The sequence below is a fragment of the Leclercia sp. UBA7405 genome (assembly GCF_037152215.1).
Classification (GTDB): domain Bacteria; phylum Pseudomonadota; class Gammaproteobacteria; order Enterobacterales; family Enterobacteriaceae; genus Enterobacter; species Enterobacter pneumoniae.
The window spans coordinates 479,955-499,835 of record NZ_JBBCMR010000002.1 but is presented as its reverse complement, the minus strand read 5'-3'; the positions used below and the strand labels follow the sequence as shown (position 1 = coordinate 499,835).

General features: G+C 54.2%; 20 protein-coding genes and 3 tRNA genes. 12 read left to right on the top strand and 11 right to left on the bottom strand.

The features are described from left to right. Position 1 precedes the first annotated feature (1 nt). Positions 2 to 1,030: an EF-P beta-lysylation protein EpmB gene (epmB, locus tag WFN75_RS14640; RefSeq protein WP_336996401.1), complete on the bottom strand. Its 1,029-nt coding sequence runs from the start codon at positions 1,028 to 1,030 to the stop codon at positions 2 to 4. A gap of 40 nt (positions 1,031 to 1,070) precedes the next feature. Here epmB and efp point away from each other — a divergent pair, with 40 nt between their 5' ends. The 3 genes from efp to ecnB all read left to right on the top strand — a co-directional run bounded on the left by efp (position 1,071) and on the right by ecnB (position 2,085). After that, positions 1,071 to 1,637, top strand: a complete 567-nt coding sequence (gene efp, locus WFN75_RS14635) for an elongation factor P (RefSeq protein ID WP_040077524.1) — start codon at positions 1,071 to 1,073, stop codon at positions 1,635 to 1,637. A gap of 60 nt (positions 1,638 to 1,697) precedes the next feature. Next, complete coding sequence (locus tag WFN75_RS14630) at positions 1,698 to 1,829, top strand: entericidin A/B family lipoprotein (protein WP_072056347.1); 132 nt, start codon at positions 1,698 to 1,700, stop codon at positions 1,827 to 1,829. A gap of 109 nt (positions 1,830 to 1,938) precedes the next feature. Further along, positions 1,939 to 2,085 (top strand): lipoprotein toxin entericidin B, encoded by a 147-nt coding sequence (gene ecnB, locus WFN75_RS14625; RefSeq protein WP_039055654.1) that lies wholly within the window; start codon positions 1,939 to 1,941, stop codon positions 2,083 to 2,085. Positions 2,086 to 2,104: 19 nt separating this feature from the next. Here ecnB and WFN75_RS14620 read toward each other — a convergent pair whose 3' ends face one another. Next, positions 2,105 to 2,719 carry a helix-turn-helix transcriptional regulator gene (locus WFN75_RS14620; RefSeq protein WP_046885482.1) on the bottom strand — a complete coding sequence of 205 codons (615 nt, stop codon included), beginning with the start codon at positions 2,717 to 2,719 and terminating at the stop codon, positions 2,105 to 2,107. Positions 2,720 to 2,987: 268 nt separating this feature from the next. Between WFN75_RS14620 and sugE the strand changes: the two genes are divergently transcribed. Next, positions 2,988 to 3,305: a quaternary ammonium compound efflux SMR transporter SugE gene (gene sugE / locus WFN75_RS14615; RefSeq protein WP_040077522.1), complete on the top strand. Its 318-nt coding sequence runs from the start codon at positions 2,988 to 2,990 to the stop codon at positions 3,303 to 3,305. Here sugE and blc read toward each other — a convergent pair. The 5 genes from blc to frdA form a co-directional block, all read right to left on the bottom strand. Then, the gene (gene blc, locus WFN75_RS14610) at positions 3,302 to 3,832 is read right to left on the bottom strand and encodes an outer membrane lipoprotein Blc (RefSeq protein WP_040077521.1); all 531 of its coding nucleotides are present in this window, start codon (positions 3,830 to 3,832) and stop codon (positions 3,302 to 3,304) included. The two genes, sugE and blc, sit on opposite strands and share 4 nt — an antisense overlap. Before the next feature lie 83 nt (positions 3,833 to 3,915). Beyond that, positions 3,916 to 4,275, bottom strand: a complete 360-nt coding sequence (frdD, locus tag WFN75_RS14605; protein WP_040077519.1) for a fumarate reductase subunit FrdD — start codon at positions 4,273 to 4,275, stop codon at positions 3,916 to 3,918. Between the two features lie 10 nt (positions 4,276 to 4,285). After that, entirely contained in the window at positions 4,286 to 4,681 is a 396-nt protein-coding gene (frdC, locus tag WFN75_RS14600; protein ID WP_336996400.1) for a fumarate reductase subunit FrdC, read from the bottom strand. A 10-nt stretch (positions 4,682 to 4,691) separates the two neighbouring features. After that, complete coding sequence (locus WFN75_RS14595) at positions 4,692 to 5,426, bottom strand: succinate dehydrogenase/fumarate reductase iron-sulfur subunit (protein WP_263616673.1); 735 nt, start codon at positions 5,424 to 5,426, stop codon at positions 4,692 to 4,694. Further along, positions 5,419 to 7,209: a fumarate reductase (quinol) flavoprotein subunit gene (gene frdA, locus WFN75_RS14590; RefSeq protein ID WP_336996399.1), complete on the bottom strand. Its 1,791-nt coding sequence runs from the start codon at positions 7,207 to 7,209 to the stop codon at positions 5,419 to 5,421. The genes WFN75_RS14595 and frdA overlap by 8 nt, the downstream gene beginning before the upstream one ends. A 309-nt stretch (positions 7,210 to 7,518) precedes the next feature. On the opposite strand from frdA, the gene epmA reads away from it, so the two are divergent. Further along, the gene (gene epmA / locus WFN75_RS14585) at positions 7,519 to 8,496 is read left to right on the top strand and encodes an elongation factor P--(R)-beta-lysine ligase (RefSeq protein ID WP_040077514.1); all 978 of its coding nucleotides are present in this window, start codon (positions 7,519 to 7,521) and stop codon (positions 8,494 to 8,496) included. 38 nt (positions 8,497 to 8,534) lie between these two features. Here epmA and mscM read toward each other — a convergent pair whose 3' ends face one another. The 3 genes from mscM to rsgA all read right to left on the bottom strand — a co-directional run bounded on the left by mscM (position 8,535) and on the right by rsgA (position 13,993). Then, a complete protein-coding gene (gene mscM, locus WFN75_RS14580) occupies positions 8,535 to 11,858 on the bottom strand; it encodes a miniconductance mechanosensitive channel MscM (RefSeq protein ID WP_336996398.1) in 3,324 nt (1,107 codons plus the stop codon). A gap of 16 nt (positions 11,859 to 11,874) precedes the next feature. Then, positions 11,875 to 12,843 carry an archaetidylserine decarboxylase gene (asd, locus tag WFN75_RS14575; RefSeq protein WP_336996397.1) on the bottom strand — a complete coding sequence of 323 codons (969 nt, stop codon included), beginning with the start codon at positions 12,841 to 12,843 and terminating at the stop codon, positions 11,875 to 11,877. 97 nt (positions 12,844 to 12,940) lie between these two features. Beyond that, positions 12,941 to 13,993 (bottom strand): small ribosomal subunit biogenesis GTPase RsgA, encoded by a 1,053-nt coding sequence (rsgA, locus tag WFN75_RS14570; protein WP_336996396.1) that lies wholly within the window; start codon positions 13,991 to 13,993, stop codon positions 12,941 to 12,943. Positions 13,994 to 14,100: 107 nt separating this feature from the next. On the opposite strand from rsgA, the gene orn reads away from it, so the two are divergent. From orn to WFN75_RS14550, 4 genes are all read left to right on the top strand, one after another. Next, positions 14,101 to 14,646, top strand: coding sequence for an oligoribonuclease (orn, locus tag WFN75_RS14565; RefSeq protein ID WP_336996395.1), 546 nt, complete (start codon positions 14,101 to 14,103; stop codon positions 14,644 to 14,646). 205 nt (positions 14,647 to 14,851) lie between these two features. Further along, positions 14,852 to 14,927: transfer RNA gene (locus tag WFN75_RS14560), tRNA-Gly, on the top strand. Between the two features lie 32 nt (positions 14,928 to 14,959). After that, positions 14,960 to 15,035: transfer RNA gene (locus WFN75_RS14555), tRNA-Gly, on the top strand. Positions 15,036 to 15,067: 32 nt separating this feature from the next. Then, positions 15,068 to 15,143, top strand: a tRNA-Gly gene (locus WFN75_RS14550). Positions 15,144 to 15,411: 268 nt separating this feature from the next. Here the strand turns inward: WFN75_RS14550 and queG are convergent. Continuing rightward, positions 15,412 to 16,551, bottom strand: coding sequence for a tRNA epoxyqueuosine(34) reductase QueG (gene queG, locus WFN75_RS14545; protein WP_040077506.1), 1,140 nt, complete (start codon positions 16,549 to 16,551; stop codon positions 15,412 to 15,414). On the opposite strand from queG, the gene nnr reads away from it, so the two are divergent. From nnr to amiB, 3 genes are read left to right on the top strand one after another with little or no spacing between them, the layout of a single operon-like run. Beyond that, positions 16,550 to 18,076 carry a bifunctional ADP-dependent NAD(P)H-hydrate dehydratase/NAD(P)H-hydrate epimerase gene (gene nnr / locus WFN75_RS14540; RefSeq protein WP_336996394.1) on the top strand — a complete coding sequence of 509 codons (1,527 nt, stop codon included), beginning with the start codon at positions 16,550 to 16,552 and terminating at the stop codon, positions 18,074 to 18,076. The two genes, queG and nnr, sit on opposite strands and share 2 nt — an antisense overlap. Continuing rightward, positions 18,069 to 18,530, top strand: a complete 462-nt coding sequence (gene tsaE, locus WFN75_RS14535) for a tRNA (adenosine(37)-N6)-threonylcarbamoyltransferase complex ATPase subunit type 1 TsaE (RefSeq protein ID WP_207292856.1) — start codon at positions 18,069 to 18,071, stop codon at positions 18,528 to 18,530. Before nnr ends, tsaE begins: the two co-directional genes overlap by 8 nt. A gap of 16 nt (positions 18,531 to 18,546) precedes the next feature. Then, the gene (gene amiB, locus WFN75_RS14530) at positions 18,547 to 19,881 is read left to right on the top strand and encodes an N-acetylmuramoyl-L-alanine amidase AmiB (protein WP_336996393.1); all 1,335 of its coding nucleotides are present in this window, start codon (positions 18,547 to 18,549) and stop codon (positions 19,879 to 19,881) included.

Below are 19,881 nucleotides of genomic sequence, written 5' to 3'. Positions count from 1 at the left end.
TTTAATGTTGCTTAAGGCCTAGATCGAGTGTCGTCTTACTAGGCTCTCCGCCTATTTCTCGCGTCAATTTGGGTACCAGATACCCAGAGATACTGGCCATCAACTCGCGCATTATCGCCCGCGCTTCACTATCACTCACCATAAAATGAGCCCCTCCCTGAACCTTGTCCAAAACATGGAGATAGTAAGGGATGATTCCGGCATCAAACAGTTTGTTGCTTAGGGCCGCTAGCGTAAACGCATTATCATTGACACCACGCAACAAGACGCTCTGGTTGAGCAGTGTCACACCCGCTTTTCGTAGCCGTGCCATTGCTTGACTGAATTCTTCATCAATCTCATTGCCGTGGTTTATATGGTTCACGAGCAAGATTTGTAACGATGAGGCTGCAAAGCGTGCAACTAGCGGTTCTGTAATACGTGCCGGGATAACAATCGGCAAACGGCTATGAATCCGCAGCCGCTTTATATGTGGAATACTCTCAAGCTGCGTCATCAGCCAATCCAGCTCATGGTCTTTCGCCATAAGCGGATCGCCGCCGGAGAAAATAATCTCATCCAGCTCCGGATGCTGGGTAATGTAATCCAGCGCACCTTGCCAGTTGCGCTTGTTGCCCTGATTATCAGCGTAAGGGAAGTGGCGACGGAAACAGTAGCGACAATTTACCGCGCAACCTCCTTTTACAAGCAGCAAAGCCCGATTGCGGTATTTGTGCAGCAAACCCGGCACGACGCTGTTCTGCTCGTCGAGGGGATCGGTGCTGTATCCCGGGGTAGAAATAAACTCTTCTTGAGAAGTAAGTACCTGTCTTAAAAGAGGATCGTTAGGATTGCCTTTCTCCATTCGCGCAATAAACGCGCGGGGGACACGCAGCGCAAAGAGGCGTCTTGCCTCTCTACCTGCAAGCAATGTTTCATCGGCGTCCAAATCTAAAAGACGAAGCAGTTCATCAGGACTGGTGATTACATCGGCAAGTTGCGATAACCAATCTTCTCTGGATGGGGTATTTAGGGTTACAATATGCGCCATTTTGTGGCTTAGCTACCAATTAACAATTTCAGAGGGCCTTATGGCGACTTACTATAGCAACGATTTTCGTGCCGGTCTCAAAATCATGATGGACGGCGAACCGTACGCGGTTGAAGCCAGTGAATTCGTTAAACCCGGCAAAGGTCAGGCATTCGCACGTGTTAAACTGCGCCGCCTGCTGACGGGTACCCGTGTTGAGAAAACCTTCAAATCCACCGACTCTGCAGAAGGCGCAGATGTTGTCGATATGAACCTGACTTACCTGTACAACGATGGTGAGTTCTGGCACTTCATGAACAACGAAACCTTCGAGCAGCTGTCCGCTGATGCAAAAGCTATCGGTGATAACGGCAAATGGCTGCTGGATCAGGCTGAGTGCATCGTGACCCTGTGGAATGGCCAGCCAATCGCTGTCACTCCGCCGAACTTCGTTGAACTGGAAATTATCGAAACCGATCCAGGCCTGAAAGGTGATACCGCAGGTACAGGTGGCAAACCCGCTACGCTGTCTACTGGCGCAGTGGTTAAAGTTCCGCTGTTCGTACAGATCGGTGAAGTTATTAAAGTGGATACCCGCTCTGGCGAGTACGTATCCCGCGTCAAGTAATGCACTCTTGATCGAAGGCGCAGCGTTTGCTGCGCCTGATTTTTTTGAGGTTCAGGGAAGATGAAACGTAAAATCGCTCTCGTCTTGATGATGACTATCGCAGGCACTTTGCTGTGCGGATGCAATACCGCGCGCGGTGTTGGTGAGGATATTCAGGGCCTGGGCCACATCATTTCTCGCGCTGCCAGTTAATCTCTTCTCATTTATTCCTAAAATTTTTCCCTTTTCCGTCGAATGGCGCGATTTTGGCTATGCTTAAGTGGCTATACAAAAATAACTTTGGCTTAAAAAGGAAGAAATTATGGTTAAGAAAACAATTGCAGCGATCTTTTCTGTTCTGGTGCTTTCATCAGTTTTAACCGCCTGTAATACCACCCGTGGGGTTGGTGAGGATATTTCTGACGGTGGCAGCGCAATCTCTGGCGCCGCAACGAAAGCACAACAGTAATGCTGAACGGTACGGGGCTTCAGGTCACCGTACCGTCCAGTTGATGTTCAGGTAGTGATAAAAACGGCGAATACCGCGTATCCATATGTAGTTTCATACGAATATTTCGTTTGTAGGTGTACACGGTTTTGCCGTTAATACTCAGCTTGCTGGCAATCTTTTGATTACTGTCCCCCTCCATCCATAGCGATAACACTCTCTCTTCCTGTTTGGTCAATAATGGCGTCACCATATACGCAGGCTCACATACTTCGTGAGTGGTGAGCGCGTCGTTAATGGTTTCGGATAGGGTGTCCAGAGCCGTGTTTTTTTGTAATGATGCCCAAACCGGAAAGCGCTGCATAAATGCAGACATCTCTGGCGCTTCGCCCGTATGCAAAGAGATAAAAGGAACATTTTCACTGGCCGCCATCAGAGGAGAGAGCTGCTCAAGATGGTGTATATCTGACTGAAAACCGTTTAAATCAGCAATAACCAGTGCCGGTTTCCACTGCAGGATATGCTCTTTGGCAAGAAAGAGGTTATTAAGACTGGTAACTAACAGGGAGTGTGGAAACAGCCCTGAATGATTGAGCCACTCTTCTAGCCCGGTGCGGGTGAAGTGACATCGGTCAATCAAAAGTATTTTGAACATATTATTTTCGCAATCGGTAAGAGGTGGCTACGATCTGCTCTCAGCAAGCCCCCCATCATAGGGAAGTCCGATGAGTGGTAAATGCCTGAACTTCGTAGCTAACAGCGCCTATTTCTTGCTTTTAAGCTCTCATTTATTCGCTGAATAAATATATTGAATTGTGAACCCATGCTCTTCACAATGAGAATGACCTACCTTTATGGGACGACCCATAAAGGCCTTATCATCGGGGACGGCCCCATACTGTTTTCTAAGTTAAGGAGCCCCTATGTCCTGGATTATTCTTTTTATTGCCGGCTTGCTGGAAGTGGTATGGGCCATTGGCCTGAAATATACCCATGGTTTTACCCGCCTGACTCCAAGCATCATCACTGTCTCCGCCATGATTATCAGTATTGTTTTGCTCTCCTGGGCGATGCGTTCGCTACCGGTAGGGACGGCCTACGCGGTGTGGACGGGTATCGGCGCGGTGGGCGCTGCTATCACAGGCATTTTGCTTCTGGGCGAGTCAGCGAGCCTGGCTCGAATTGCCAGCCTCGCGTTGATCGTTGCCGGAATCATTGGGCTAAAACTCAGCACCCATTAGTGTGGCTGTTCAATCCACATTAATTTGCTGACGTCGAAACCCTGACGGGTCGCAACATCGAGGAGCTGCTGTTTCATCTCTGCCGTGACCGTTGGCGTACGAGACAGCAGCCAAAGATAGTTGCGATCCGGTCCGCATATCAGCGCATGCTGATAGTCTCGATCCAGTCCAATGACATTATACCCACCATAGAAGGGGCCAATGAAAGAGACTTTCAGCGCCCCTCTGCTCGGCGAGCCAGTAAAATAAGCTTTCCCTTTCACCTGCTGCCACATTCCACGCTCAGCGTTATAGCCCCGGTTGATGACCTGGATACCGCCGTCGCGCATCGGGCTATAGTTTGCCGTCACTTTCTCTAATCCGCGTTCAAAACGGTGGTCGTAGCGGGCGATCTCATACCAGGTACCCAGGAAACGTTGGGCGTTAAAATTATTCACGACGGTGACGCCAGGCGGCGGGGTAGGGGTACTACAGGCAACAACCAGAAACGCAGCGGCAATAGCAGCGAAAGCAGGCAGGATGCGCATAGAGATGTCCTGAGAGGTTTTTTGTTAAGTGTAGAACCTGGCGAGAAATTTGCTCTCCTGCCGCGACAGGAGAGCGAGGATAATTACATAAATACGACAGCAACCAGCGTGACAACGGTCAGGATCGCCGCCAGACCATAAAATACCCACTTACCGTTTGGCACATGGATTTTCAGGTCGTGCATGGCATGATGGATACGGTGTAACCCACACCATAGCGGCAGAACGATCATCAGGAAGATGAAGACGCGACCGATGAAGCTGTGGGCAAAAGCGAGTACTCGCTCATAGCTCAGGGCATCACCAGGATACAGTCCCAGCGGCAGCATAATTCCCACCAGCAAGATGATCGCAGGCGCGATAATGGCGCACCACATGCCGCCTGCGCCAAATAGCCCCCAAAAGAGAGGTTCATCAGATCGTTTTGGATTTTGATTGATCATACTGGCCTCCTTACCAGAACAGGGCAACGCCAAGGATCACCACAGTCACAACGGCTGTGACTACCCAAAGCCCCTTGATTACAGGCTCTGGCCCCATTTTTTCGCCTTTGACGAAAATGTTGGCCGCTTTAGGCGCCAGCTCAAACCAGGTTTTGGTATGTAGCAGCGCGGCCGCCAGCACAATGATATTTAGCAGCACCACTATGGGGTTTTGCAGGAAACCCACAAATCCGGCCCAGGATTCCGGACCGTGCTTCAGGGCAAACAGGCCGTACATCAATTCAATGCTGAACCACACCGCGGGGACTGCCGTACCTTCGCGCAGCATGTAGAAGCGATAAAACGGCAGATTTTTCCACCAGGTGGACGGCACTGGCCGTATATAGGCTTTGCGTTTAGTCGTCATTACGCACTCCTTAGCGTGGTTTCAGGGTGGCGATAAGAAAGTCTTTCGAGCTTTCAACTTTACCCTGCTGGATAGCGGCGGCCGGGTCGACGTGCTTCGGACAGACTTCCGAGCAGTAACCCACAAACGTACAGGTCCAGACGCCGTTCTGGCCATTGAGCTGTGCCATACGCTCTTTTTTACCGCGATCGCGGCTGTCTTCGTTATAGCGGTGTGCCAGCGTGATGGCGGCCGGGCCGATGAACTCCGGGTTCAGGCCAAACTGTGGGCAAGCAGCGTAACAGAGGCCGCAGTTGATGCAGCCGGAGAATTGATGGTATTTCGCCATCTGTGCCGGCGTTTGCACGTTCGGCCCCTGATCCGGGGTGCGTGGGTTACCAATGATGTACGGTTTAATCGCCTCCAGGCTTTCGATAAAGTGGGTCATATCGACAACCAGGTCGCGCTCGATCGGGAAGTTGCCCAGGGCTTCTACCTTGATGCCTTTAGGGTAATCTCGCAGGAAGGTTTTACAGGCAAGCTTCGGCACTTTATTGACCATCATGCCGCATGAACCGCAAATCGCCATGCGGCATGACCAGCGGTAACTCAGGTCCGGGGCCAGATTATCTTTTATATAGCCGAGCGCATCCAGCAGGGAGGTTTGCTCGTCATAAGGCACTTCATAGAAAGCGCTGTGCGGTGCGGAATCCACTTCCGGGTTGTAGCGCACCACTTCAACTTTCAGCGTTTGCATCTCAGCCATTCGCCGTCTCCTTCTTATCGACTGCTTCCGCTTCTGCACCGTACACACGCTTCGCCGGTGGCAGCGTAGTAATCTTCACATCGCTATAGTCCAGACGCGTTGTGCCGTCTGCATCGCGATAAGCGAGGGTATGCTTGAGGAAATTGACATCGTCGCGCTCGGTGCAGCCTTCATCCAGACGCTGATGCGCGCCGCGTGACTCTTTGCGCGCCATTGCCGAGTGAGCCATACATTCGGCTACGTTAAGGCCGTGGCCCAGCTCGATGGTGTACAGCAGATCGGTATTGAACACGCTGGAGGTGTCGGTAATACGTACGCGTTTAAAACGCTCCTGGAGCTCCGCCAGCTTGTCGATGGTTTTCTGCATGAGTTCAGGTGTACGGTAGATGCCGCAGCCCTCTTCCATGGAGAGGCCCATCTCATCGCGGATCTTCGCCCAGTTTTCACTGCCTTCCTGGTTAACGAGCGCTTTCAGGCGTTTTTCGACATCCGCAGCCTGTGCATCCAGCGCGGCACTATTGGCCTCGCCTGAGGTTGCTGCTCGCGCCATCGCTTTTTCGCCAGCCATGCGGCCAAAGACTACCAGTTCGGCCAGCGAGTTGGACCCCAGACGGTTTGCCCCGTGCAGGCCTACAGAGGAGCATTCGCCCACGGCAAACAGCCCCTGAATACGTGTTTCACACTGCTGATCGGTTTCAATGCCGCCCATGGTGTAGTGTGCTGTCGGGCGTACCGGAATGGGCTCTTTCACGGGGTCCACGCCCACGTAGGCTTTCGCCAGTTCACAAATGAACGGTAGGCGTTCAAGTAACTTTTTCTCGCCCAGGTGACGAAGATCCAGCCAGACCACATCGCCGCGCGGCGTCGGAACCGTGTTGCCTTTACGCCACTCGTGCCAGAATGCCTGAGACACCTTATCGCGTGGGCCAAGCTCCATATATTTATTCTTCGGCTCGCCGAGTGGAGTCTCAGGGCCCATGCCGTAATCTTGCAAATAACGGTAGCCATCTTTATTGACCAGGATCCCGCCTTCACCGCGGCAACCCTCCGTCATCAAAATGCCCGAACCCGGCAGGCCGGTGGGGTGATATTGCACAAATTCCATGTCACGCAGCGGCACGCCGTGGCTGAGCGCCATACCCATGCCATCGCCGGTAACGATGCCGCCATTGGTGTTGTAGCGATATACCCGGCCTGCACCCCCGGTCGCCATCACCACCGCATTCGCGCGGATCTGCACCAGCGTGCCTTCCATCATATTCATCGCCACCAGGCCGCGCGCGTGCCCGTCATCGACCAGAATATCCAGCACGAAGTGCTCATCGAAGCGGTGAATTTGTGGGAACTGGAGGGAGGTCTGGAAGAGGGTGTGAAGCATATGGAAGCCGGTCTTGTCGGCGGCAAACCAGGTGCGCTCAATCTTCATGCCACCAAAACGGCGCACATTGACGCTGCCGTCCGGGCGGCGGCTCCACGGGCAACCCCATTGTTCCAGTTGCGTCATCTCGGTTGGGCAATGATGTACGAAATAATCGACGACATCCTGCTCGCAAAGCCAGTCGCCCCCGGCGACGGTGTCGTGAAAATGGTACTCAAAGCTATCATGATCCTGCGCAACGGCGGCAGAACCGCCTTCCGCGGCAACCGTATGGCTGCGCATGGGATAAACTTTGGAAATCAGAGCGATTTTGGCGTTCGGATTGGCCTGCGCTGCAGCAATTGCAGCGCGTAATCCTGCTCCGCCAGCGCCAACGATGGCGAGATCGGCTTGAAAGGTTTGCACGACATTCCTCCAGATATTGTTATTTCGCATCACGGCGACCATCAAGAGGGTTCTTTTCCGAATGGGCGGATGCAAAAACGATTCCACTGCTCCTTTATGGGTAAAGCAGTATAGCCGCACAGACGTGAGGGAAATTTGACGTGTTCGATTTTTTTGCGGTTCTACCGCGCGATTTATCATCGTGATTGATGAATTGCGACACGCAATTAATGTCCTAAATAAAAAATGGCTATTTCACTGTGCAAAATTTGTCTCCGCTCGGGGTAACGAGTAGACTTCGTCCCCTTGTCTGAAATCGGAGAAAATCTCATGAGCGAAACGGCCACCTGGCAGCCGAGCGCATCCATCCCAAACCTGTTAAAACGCGCAGCAATCATGGCGGAAATTCGCCGTTTCTTTGCCGATCGCGGTGTGCTGGAGGTGGAGACGCCCTGCATGAGTCAGGCGACGGTGACTGATATTCATCTGGTCCCGTTTGAAACCCGTTTTGTTGGACCTGGCCACTCTCAGGGGATGAACCTCTATCTGATGACCAGCCCGGAATACCACATGAAGCGCTTGCTGGCGGCGGGTTGTGGCCCGGTATTCCAGCTATGTCGTAGTTTCCGTAATGAAGAGATGGGACGTCATCACAACCCTGAGTTCACCATGCTGGAGTGGTACCGTCCGCATTACGATATGTATCGCCTGATGAACGAGGTGGATGATCTGCTGCAGCAGGTTCTGGAGTGTGCAGAAGCCGAAACGCTCTCTTATCAGCAAGCATTCCAGCGCTATCTGGAGATTGATCCTCTTTCAGCGGATAAAACCCAGCTACGTGAAGTGGCAGCCAAACTCGATCTGAGCAATGTGGCGGACACCGAAGAAGATCGCGATACCTTACTGCAACTGCTGTTTGCCTTTGGCGTTGAGCCACAGATTGGTAAAGACCGCCCGACGTTCGTCTATCACTTCCCGGCAAGTCAGGCCTCGCTCGCGCAGATCAGCACCGAAGATCACCGCGTTGCGGAACGTTTTGAGGTCTATTACAAGGGCATTGAGCTGGCGAATGGCTTCCACGAATTAACCGATGCTCGTGAACAGCAGCAACGTTTCGAGCAGGATAACCGCAAGCGCAATGCCCGCGGTCTTCCACAGCAGCCTATTGATACTAACCTGCTGGACGCATTAACAGCCGGTCTTCCGGACTGTTCCGGCGTCGCGCTGGGCGTAGACCGTCTGGTGATGCTGGCGCTAGGCGCCGAGCAACTGGGCGACGTGATTGCCTTTACGGTTGATCGCGCGTAATTCTTTTTCACCCTCTCCCGCAGGAGAGGGTGAAGGCGTTACAAACTTCCCGCCGGACGGGAACGCGCCGCCGACGTCAAAGTTCTTCCCGTCTTACGCCCATCCAGACTTTCCAGACGCATCTGGAAAGGCGGGAACGGCATTTCCAGGCCATGCTCACGGAAGCCAGCGAGAATCAGCTGGTGGATCTCATGACGCAACGGCATACGATGGCCCATTTCAGCGGCATAAATGCGCAGTTCGAAGATCTGGATCCCCTGCTGAAGGTCAACAAGGAAGACTTCCGGTTCCGGTGTATTGATCACCAACGAGCAGCGATCGGCCGCCGTATAGAGGATCTTCGTCACCTCTTCGCTGTCGGCATCGGAAGGAGCGGGCACGGTTAAGACCACACGCGTCACCGAATCCGACAGTGACCAGTTGATAAACTGCTCGGTGATGAACGCTTTATTCGGCACGATGATCTCTTTGCGATCCCAGTCGCTGATGGTGGTCGCGCGGGTATTGATCTTCGTAATACTGCCCGTCAAATCGCGGATCGTCACGGTATCGCCGATACGAATCGGTTTTTCGAACAGGATGATCAGGCCAGAAATGAAGTTGGCAAAAATCTCCTGCAAACCAAAGCCGAGCCCCACACCCAATGCGGCGACCAGCCACTGCAGTTTCGACCACTCAATACCAATCATCGAGAAACCGACCAGCCCACCCAGCAGCAGGATCAGGTATTTGGTGATGGTGGTAATGGCGTAGCCGGTGCCTGGCGTGAGATCCAGATGCTGCAGCAGGGCGAGTTCCAGCAGGGCAGGGAAGTTCCGTACCAACTGGGTGGTGATAATCAGCACCAGAATGGCGATCAGAACGGCGCCAAGCGTGATGGGCTCAAGGCTCTCAACGCCCTGGACGGTTGAGGTGGCATCCCACAGGGAGATGTTCTCAAGGAAGCCAAACGCCGAGTGAATTTCAGACCACAACACGATCACTGACAGCAGGGCAATCAGCATCAGAATGGAACGCACCAGACGCAGAGACTGGGTACTGATGGCATCAAGGTCCAGCTCAACCTCATCAATCTCCGCGGTGCCTTCAGTGCTGGTGGTGTGCTGCGGTTCGTCCTCACCACGGGCGCGCTGAGCAAGAATTTCCGCGCGGCGATGTTTAGCCCGATCGAAAGCCAGACGCCGCCGCTGAATCAGCATCCAGCGACGGATAATGTGATACACCACCAGCAGCAAGAACCAGATGGCGACCGAGGTCTCAAGACGCGCCAGCAGGGCCTGTGCGGTAGCCAGATAGCCTACGGCAGAGGCCAGAATGGCAACCAGCGGAGCGCTGAGCAGCATATTCCAGAGCAGACGGTTAAACATATTGTCACCGCTGCCGGTTTTATCGACATAGAGCGGGATCCCCGCACGCTTCAGGCTCAGGGTAACTATCGCCAGCGCGCCACAAATCAAAATAAAGCACAGGCGGCCAAGCGAGCCAGAGAACTCTCGGTCGCTCAAGTTATCGAACATGATCAGCGCCATGATGAGCGGCACAATCAGCCCGATGCTCATCAGGTAGTAGCGCATCGCTCGTGTGACGCGGTGACGCGGCCAGGCGAAGTGGGTAATAAAAAGCCCACTGGGTCTGGCAAATGTGGCGCAGATCATAACGACCCATAGCAGCGGTACCGTAGCGGTTACCCCATCGCCGATCGCTACGGCCAGCGGATAAGGCCAGGCTTCACGCAGACCATAACCCAGCGTCATCCACAGCACCGGCAAGGGTGACGCCACCAGGATAGACCAAAACACGGTACGCAGAGTGAGCCAGAAATGGTCTTGCGTCACTTTCCCAACTTTAGCGCTAGAACGTTCCAGGAAGCGAGTAAAGTGGCGGCGGGAGTAGATACTGCATCCGACCAGAATCAGCGCCCCCAGCAGCGGGAATATGGTCTCCTTGCTGGTCAGCATCATGATGCTGGCTTTGCCGAGTTGATTGACAGTATCCAGCGAGATGAGGCGCCGTAAATCCTGCACAATTTCAATCGGCCAGGAGATGGTCATCGGGCGTACGTCAGACGTCCAGAACAGATAGCGGTGGGTCGCCTCGTTCACCTCTTTCAGCGCATCTTCGAGCTGGCTGTTAGACACCTTCAGCTTGGTCAGCTCCAGAATCAGGGTATCACCACCCTGCAAAAGCGAGTTCAGCAGTTCGCGCTGAGTACGCAACTGGGCTTCCAGAATGCGGTTTTGCTCGGCTGTCAGCGGCGCGCCGTCGGCCTGGCGGATCTGACGTAGCTGCGGCTGTTTGTTGAGTTGATCCTCATAGCGCAAACGCTGCACTCGCAACTGCGCCAGCTCGGTATCAAGTTGCTGTGGTTTCGGCATCTCAGGCAGACGTGCCACCTGGGCACGCAGGGCTTCGCCAAGCAGATTCGACGATCCCAGCCACTGAGACTGTTCGCGCAGGGTATTTAGCGCCTGGCGTACCTGTAAGGTTTGATTGGTGGCCTGACGCTGCTGCGATGCGACCAGATCCATCCGCTGGGCCTGCTGGTTAAGGGCAGCCGACAGCTCACGGTTTACTTTGAACTGGGCGATCAGGTCCGGTGGCAAGTTGGCGCTGTTTTCAGCCAGCAGTTCTGTGCTCTCCAGCGCGCGTTCTGCTTCGCGCTGGCGCTGGCTGTTTAACTGATTACGTAGGGCCTGTAAGTAGCCATCAAGCTGTTGGCTCTGCTTCTGCGCAAGCTCAGAGCGCATGCGTGCCAGTTCCTGACGGTTATTCGCAGACAGCTGTGCCAGCTCAAGTTCATCCACCAGCGCTTTGAGTTTGGCGGACTCGGCCTGAATGGCGATATTTTGCGCCTGACTCTGGGCTGTGTTGCCGGCTTGTGTTCCTACGCGACGCTCAACGTCATTAAGCTGTCGGCGGGCGTCGGTTTGCTGTTGCGGCAGTTGGTTCAGGGAGTCGCCAATTTCACGGGCGCGCTCTTGCTCTTGCTGCGCCTGACGGCTTTTTTCCAGCAGTTGGCTACTGACCTGCAGGATCTCCTGATTGAGGGCGTCGGTGGTCATTCCCACTGGCACCTCACGCGGTTCATCGCGCAGATTATTCAGCTGAGAGCGTAACGTCTGAGAGAGTTTGGGGAAGTTATCGATAACCTGCTGATATTGCTGAGCGCGCTCGAGGGAACCTTTACGCTCCTCGAGGGCGTTCAGTGCGGTCTGGAGTGCCTCAACGGCTTCAGGCTGCGCGGGTTTAGCCGCTTTCGCCTGCTCCAGCTCCTGGGTTATCTGTTTGGCATCAGGGGCCGTCGCAGCGTACGCCCCCGTACTGAGGCACCAGGCCATCAGAAAAATGATAATCGGGCGCACGTCAGCGGTCCTTTAATTAGCTTTCAGCTTTCTTATCGTCAACAAGCGGGCTGGCGTCAAGTTCAGCGGCAATCTCTTCCTCAGCAAGCGGGGCGGGTTCCGCGTCCGGCGTAACGAAGGTCTCGGTAGAGAGGGCTAACGGTTGGCCAATCTTCGTTACGGAGAGGCTCTGCAACGACTCGACCAGATCCACCTTGCCCGGTGCGAACAGGTTGATAACGGTCGAGCCGAGCTTGAAACGACCCATCTCCTGGCCTTTCAGCAGAGCGACGGAACCTTCGCTTTCACCTTCAGGCCATGTCCAGCGCTTGATCACGCCTTCACGCGGTGGCGTGATGGTGCCAGCCCAGACGGTTTCAATGCTGCCCACAATGGTCGCACCGACTAAAATCTGCGCCATGGGGCCAAATTCAGTATCAAACAGGCAAATGACGCGCTCGTTACGGGCGAACAAATTCGGTACGTTCTGCGCGGTCAGGTGGTTAACGGAAAAGAGGTCGCCCGGTACGTAGATCATTTCGCGCAGAATACCGTTACAAGGCATATGTACACGGTGGTAGTCGCGCGGTGACAGGTAAGTGGTTACGAAAGAGCCATTGCGGAACTTGTCAGCTATCAGGTAGTTACCTGCCAGCAGTGCTTCCATGCTGTAGTTATGGCCTTTCGCCTGCAAAATCTTATCTTCTTCGATTTTACCTAACTGGCTGATGACCCCATCGGCAGGCATGACCAGGACATTTGGGTCGGTATTCAGTGGGCGAACTTCGTCGCGCAGCGGGCGAACAAAGAAGTCGTTAAAGGTGCGGTAGCTGGCTGTATCCGGCTTCTGCGCCTCTTTCATATCGACCTTGTAATATTTTACGAACAGGTCGATTACCAGCTTTGTCAGCCAGCCCGCTCGTTTGCTCGCGCCCCAGCCCGCCAGGCGAGTGAGCCACAGTTTTGGCAGAATGTATTGAAGCGAAAGTTTGAATGAGTTTAACAAGGTAGCCTCCAGGCCATTGTTTTGTCGTTCCTGATCCGGCTGTTAACAGCCGGAACCTGAAAATGGGGGACGATTTTAGCGACGCTAAGCTTAGTTGTCAGTCATCAGATTCAGAAAAGCTTTTACGCGTTTTTACCTGAGACATGCTTTCGAGAATGCGGTGATAGTTTTCGAAACGGGTTTCCGCAATGTCACCGTTTTCGACCGCTTCGCGAATTGCGCAGCCAGGGTCGTTATCATGCTTGCAGTCGCGGTATTTACAAGCGCCTAAATAGTCATGGAATTCGACAAATCCGTTAAAGATTTGTTCCGGTTCGAGGTGCCATAAACCGAATTCGCGCACCCCAGGCGAGTCAATCACGTCGCCGCCGTGAGGGAAGTGATACAGGCGTGAGGCAGTAGTGGTATGTTGGCCAAGTCCGGAGACATCAGAGACATCATTGGTCAGGATCTCTTTCTGCAGCCCCAGTAAGTTATTTAGCAGGCTCGATTTACCCACGCCTGATTGCCCGGCAAAGATACTGATGCGGTCAGTCAACGCTTCTTCCAGCGGTAACAGTCCATCTTTTTTATGGCTGGAGACCATCAGTACCCAATAGCCAATCTTGCGGTAAATATCCATTTGTTCGTTCACGAACGCCATGCCTTCGTCGTCGAGCAGATCGATTTTATTCAGTACGATCAACGGCTCAACTTGCAAGGTTTCGCAGGCCACCAGATACCGGTCGATGATATTCAACGACAGCTCAGGCAATATGGCCGAAACGATGACGATCTGATTGATATTGGCAGCGATCGGCTTAACGCCGTCGTAGAAATCAGGGCGCGTCAGCACCGACGTGCGCTCATGTACCGCCTCTACGATGCCTTTTACCAGCACCCCTTCCGCTGCCACTTTACCTGGACGCCAGACGACGCGATCGCCGGTAACCAGCGAACGGATGGTGCGACGAATATTGCAGCGGTGCACGCTGCCGTCTTCAGATTCCACATCGGCGTGCATACCAAAGCGGCTAATAACCGTGCCTTCAGCCGTATCGCCAAACAGGTTGTCATCGTAGTCGGCTTTCTCCGCAGTGGTTTTAAGACGACGCTGGTGATTGGCTTTCACCCGGCGCTGCTGCCCCTTGGAGAGTTTATTTTTACTCAATCGTGCTGGCTCCTGGTCGCCCGTAACGGGCAAAACCTCTATGATACACACTAATCAATACTAGTTAACCTGCCGCGGCGGGTTATGCGAGAAGGGTGGAAAATAACATGAGCGCGGATGAAAATAACCTGATTTGGATCGATCTTGAGATGACCGGGCTGGATCCCGAGCGCGATCGCATCATTGAGATTGCGACCCTGGTCACCGATGCGAACCTCAATATCCTGGCGGAAGGGCCGACCATTGCGGTTCATCAAAGCGACGAACAGCTGGCGCTGATGGATGACTGGAACGTGCGCACCCATACCGGCAGCGGGCTAGTGGATCGTGTCAAAGCCAGTAACAAGGGCGATCGCGAAGCGGAACTGGCCACCATTGAATTTCTGAAACAGTGGGTACCTGCAGGTAAATCGCCTATCTGTGGCAATAGCATCGGGCAGGATCGCCGTTTTCTTTTTAAATATATGCCGGAACTGGAATCGTACTTCCATTACCGTTATCTGGACGTCAGCACCTTGAAAGAGCTGGCGCGTCGCTGGAAACCTGAAATCCTGGATGGCTTCAAGAAGCAGGGCACGCACCAGGCAATGGACGATATTCGTGAGTCAGTGGCGGAGCTGGCATACTATCGCGAACACTTTATTCAGCTTTGATTCAGGGCGTTGCCGGGTAGTGCTTGTGCCTTACCCGGCCGTCAGAAGGGCTGCATGGTGTAAAAACGCGCAAAGCGATGAATATTCCATCACTTGAACTGAATTTCTAAAAAAACGCTTTGAGGGGGGTTGCAGCTAAAAGGATTTCTCGTATAATGCGCCTCCCGTAACGACAGGATTTATTCGTTACGACAGCAACAGATTTGCGGGAATAGCTCAGTTGGTAGAGCACGACCTTGCCAAGGTCGGGGTCGCGAGTTCGAGTCTCGTTTCCCGCTCCAAAATTTGTTCGCTACGCAGTAAGACCACCCAAGCGGGAATAGCTCAGTTGGTAGAGCACGACCTTGCCAAGGTCGGGGTCGCGAGTTCGAGTCTCGTTTCCCGCTCCAAAATTTGTTCGCTACACAGTAAGACCACCCAAGCGGGAATAGCTCAGTTGGTAGAGCACGACCTTGCCAAGGTCGGGGTCGCGAGTTCGAGTCTCGTTTCCCGCTCCAAATTTTCTCTCCTCTTAGATATCCACAGCGAGAACCCTCGCCGCGGGTGATTTGTATTGTTTCTGAAAAACTTTCCTCAACAGACTTATCCACAGGTTTGTTCGATTTGCGTCAATATGTAAAAACTTCGCCTGGTGAATAGTATCTTTATAACTCACTGAAATTTGGCAATAAAATTTCATTTCAAAATGTTATGGCGATCTCTTGACCTGTAAGCTACCCATGATGATTCCTCGGTTTTTAATTTTATTCACAGGGTGTGAATATATCACGCATCCCGCGGTAACCCTTTTTCGATCACCCTTACAAGGCGTTGTTTTTGCGGTAGCTGTACTTCGATAACGCACGCATTCCGCTTCTCAATCTGCTGCGCAATCGCCCATTCGATGTGTTCATCGAGAAGTGGGTGCTCACCTCTACGACTTTCCAGCGCCTGAATATTCGCCTCGCTCCACGGCGCATTGCCCAGCGCCACTGCGACATTTCGCAGCCAGCGTAAATGGCCGATGCGGCGAATAGCCGAACCTTCCGTTACCTTTAAGAACCAGGCTTCGCTCCAGGCAAACAGCTCGACAAGCGGTGGGGCATGTAGCGCCTTACGCGGGCTGAAATCATCTTCATCCGTTAACTGTGAATAGCGGTTCCAGGGGCAGATCAGCTGGCAATCATCGCAGCCGTAAATACGGTTGCCGATAAGCGGTCGGAACTCTTCAGGGATGGCCCCTTCCAGTTCGATGGTGAGATAAGAGATACAGCGGCGGGCATCCACCGTGTAGGGCTCAACAATCGCTCCCGTAGGGCAGATGGTCATGCAGGCCACACAGCGACCGCAGCCCTCTTCAACCGGGCTATCCACCGGGAGAGGGAGATCGATCAGTAATTCACCTAAAAAAAAGAACGAACCGGCATCACGGCTCAGGATAAGTGAGTGCTTACCAGTCCAGCCGAGACCGGCTTTTTCCGCAAGCGGGCGCTCAAGAATAGGCGCAGAGTCGACAAAGGGTCTAAAATTCAGCGAATCGCAATGCTGCTGAATGATCTCGCCCAGTTTTTTTAGTCGGTTACGCAGAAGCTTATGATAATCACGCCCCAGGGCATAACGGCTCACGTAACCTAATGTCGGATCTTTCAGCGTGCGGGCAAATGCCGCATTAGCGGGAAGGTAGTTCATGCGTACGCTAATGACGCGTAGGGTACCCGGTAAGAGTTCATGCGGACGGGCACGCATCATGCCGTGTCGCGCCATCCACTCCATTTCGCCGTGGTATTGTTTATCCAGCCATGCCTGCAGTTTTGGCTCGCTGGCAGAGAGATCGGTATCCGTGATGCCGACTTTCTGAAAGCCAAGCTCGGCGCCCCACTGTTTAATATTTAGCGCTAACTGATTGAGATCGAGGGGCTGTGACATGACGGACCATACTGTGAAGAAAAACCCCGCAAGTATACCACATTCCATCTGGCCTGCGGATGACCTCCGTCGCGCCGAAAAAGAGGCTGCTGATAGCCTTGGCATTACCCTTTATGAGCTGATGCAGCGCGCGGGCGAGTCGGCGTTTACCGTGGCGCGTGAAGCCTGGCCGGATGCAGCACACTGGCTCATCCTTTGCGGGCACGGCAACAACGGCGGCGATGGCTACGTGGTGGCCCGGCTGGCGCTTGCCGCCGGGTTTAGCGTCACGCTGCTGGCATTAGAGAGCGACAACCCTTTACCAGAAGAAGCCCAGGCGGCAAGGGACGCCTGGCTTAACGCGGGCGGTGTCATTCATGCTCCCGACGTATGCTGGCCAGAAGAGGTCGATCTGATCATTGATGGGCTGCTTGGTACCGGGCTTCGCAGCGCGCCGCGCGACCCGGTTGCCGCGCTGATTGACCATGCTAATGCGCATCCCGCGCCCGTGATGGCGCTCGATATTCCCTCGGGATTACTGGCTCAGACGGGGGCCACACCTGGTGCGGTCATTCAGGCTGCCCGGACGGTGACCTTTATCGCGCTAAAACCCGGTCTGTTGACGGGCAAAGCGCGGGACGTAGTCGGCAAGCTTCACCATAACGCCCTGGGGCTAGACGCGTGGCTGGCAGGGCAGGAGACGGCAATGACCCGCTTTGAGGCCAGTCAGTTGTCAGGTTGGCTGGCACCGCGTCGGGCGACTTCGCAAAAAGGGGACCACGGTAAGCTGGTGATTATCGGTGGCGATCACGGTACGGCGGGGGCGATACGGATGACGGGTGAGGCTGCCCTGCGTACAGGTGCAGGTCTGGTACGCGTGCTGACGCGCGCAGAGAACATCGCGCCTATTATCACTGCCCGGCCAGAGCTGATGCTGCATGAACTGACCGCGCACTCACTGGAAGAGAGCCTCGCCTGGGCGGATGTCGTGGTGATAGGACCCGGGCTCGGCCAGCAAGCATGGGGCAAACAGGCGCTGCAGAAAGTTGAAAACGTCCGGAAACCGATGCTCTGGGATGCCGACGCGCTGAACCTTCTGGCAATCAATCCGGATAAACGTCACAATCGCATCCTGACGCCACACCCCGGCGAGGCCGCGCGGCTGCTAAATTGTAGCATCGCAGAAATTGAAAGCGATCGCTTACTTTCTGCGCAACGTCTGGTACAACGTTACGGTGGTGTTGTCGTTTTAAAAGGGGCGGGAACCGTTGTAGCCTGTGAATCAGGCGCGCTGGGCATTGTTGATGCCGGCAATGCGGGGATGGCGAGCGGCGGTATGGGTGATGTACTCTCCGGTATTATCGGCGCGTTGCTCGGACAAAAACTCCCCCTTTACGATGCCGCCTGCGCGGGTTGTGTAGCCCATGGCGCAGCAGCCGACAAACTTGCCGTTCACTACGGCACGCGCGGTATGCTGGCCACCGATCTTTTTGACACGCTGCGGCGTGTTGTAAACCCGAATGTGATTGATGTAGAAAATGACTAATCGAGTGATTCCATTACCTGACGAGCAGGCCACTTTAGCACTGGGTAAGCGTCTGGCAGAGGCTTGCCAGGGCGCAACGGTGATTTATCTGTATGGCGATCTGGGCGCGGGGAAAACGACCTTTAGCCGCGGTTTTTTACAGGCGCTAGGCCACAAGGGTAACGTAAAAAGTCCTACTTACACCCTGGTTGAGCCCTACACGCTTGAAAATTTAATGGTTTACCATTTCGATCTGTACCGTCTTGCGGATCCCGAGGAGCTGGAATTTATGGGGATCCGCGACTATTTTGCCAACGACGCCATTTGCCTGGTGGAGTGGCCGCAACAAGGTGCGGGTGTCTTGCCTGACCCGGATGTCGAAATCCACTTAGATTACCAGGCGCAAGGGCGTGAGGCTCGCATCAGCGCAGTCTCCTCATCAGGCAGTTCCCTACTGGCGCGTTTAGCCGGTTAAGCGAAGGGATGACGGGATGTTTAATCGCGTTAAAAATTGGTTATTAGCAGCAACGGTATTGCTTTGTGCACAAGCCGGAGCGGCCACACTTTCGGATATTCAGGTGTCGAATGGCGATAGCCAGGCGCGGATTACCTTCAGTTTTATGGGCGATCCTGAATATGCTTTTTCACAGCCTGATAGCCGCAGCGTGGCGCTGGATATCAAACAGACGGGCGTGATTCAGGGACTGCCGCTGCAATTCAGTGGTAACAATCTGGTGAAAACCATCCGTTCGGGAACACCGAAGGATGCCCAGTCGCTGAGGCTGGTGGTCGATCTTACGGAAAAGGGTAAAACCCAGGCGGTGAAGCAGCAGAACGGTGCGAACTACACCGTGGTCTTCACCATCAAAGCCGATACGCCGCCACCGCCACCACCGCCGGTTGTCGCGAAACGCGTGGAGACCCCCGCTTACACGCCACGGCCCGCAGAGCCTGCCCGTAACCCATTCAAATCGGGCAGCGATCGTATCACCACCGTGACCAGCAGTAATACCGCGACCCGGCCTGCATCCAGTGCGCGTCGTGCCGTCACGGGCGATAAAGTGATTATTGCTATCGATGCCGGCCACGGCGGGCAGGATCCCGGGGCGATAGGCCCTGGCGGTACGCGTGAGAAAAACGTCACTATCGCTATTGCCCGTAAGCTGCGTACGCTGCTGAACAATGACCCGATGTTTAAAGGCGTGCTCACCCGTGACGGCGACTATTTCATCTCTGTGATGGGGCGCTCTGACGTGGCGCGTAAGCAGAATGCGAACTTCCTGGTCTCTATTCATGCTGATGCCGCGCCAAACCGGAGTGCGACGGGGGCTTCGGTGTGGGTGTTGTCCAACCGTCGCGCCAACAGTGAAATGGCGAACTGGCTGGAAGAACATGAGAAACAGTCCGAGCTGTTAGGCGGGGCGGGCGATGTGCTGGCAAACAGCCAGTCCGATCCTTACCTTAGCCAGGCGGTTCTCGATTTACAGTTCGGCCATTCTCAGCGCGTCGGGTATGATGTGGCCACTAACGTACTGAGCCAGTTAGACGGTATCGGAGCCCTGCATAAGCGTCGCCCTGAGCATGCGAGTCTGGGCGTACTGCGCTCGCCTGATATCCCTTCCATTCTTGTAGAGACCGGGTTTATCAGTAACAACGGCGAAGAGCGTCTGTTAGGCAGCGACAGTTATCAGCAGCAAATTGCCGAGGCGATTTATAACGGGCTGCGCAAGTATTTCGATGCCCATCCACTCCAGTCTGCGCCGCAGGGTGGTGTCGGACAGACCGCCAGTGCCGAACTACCGGGCGGGATAACCGCCACTAACTAA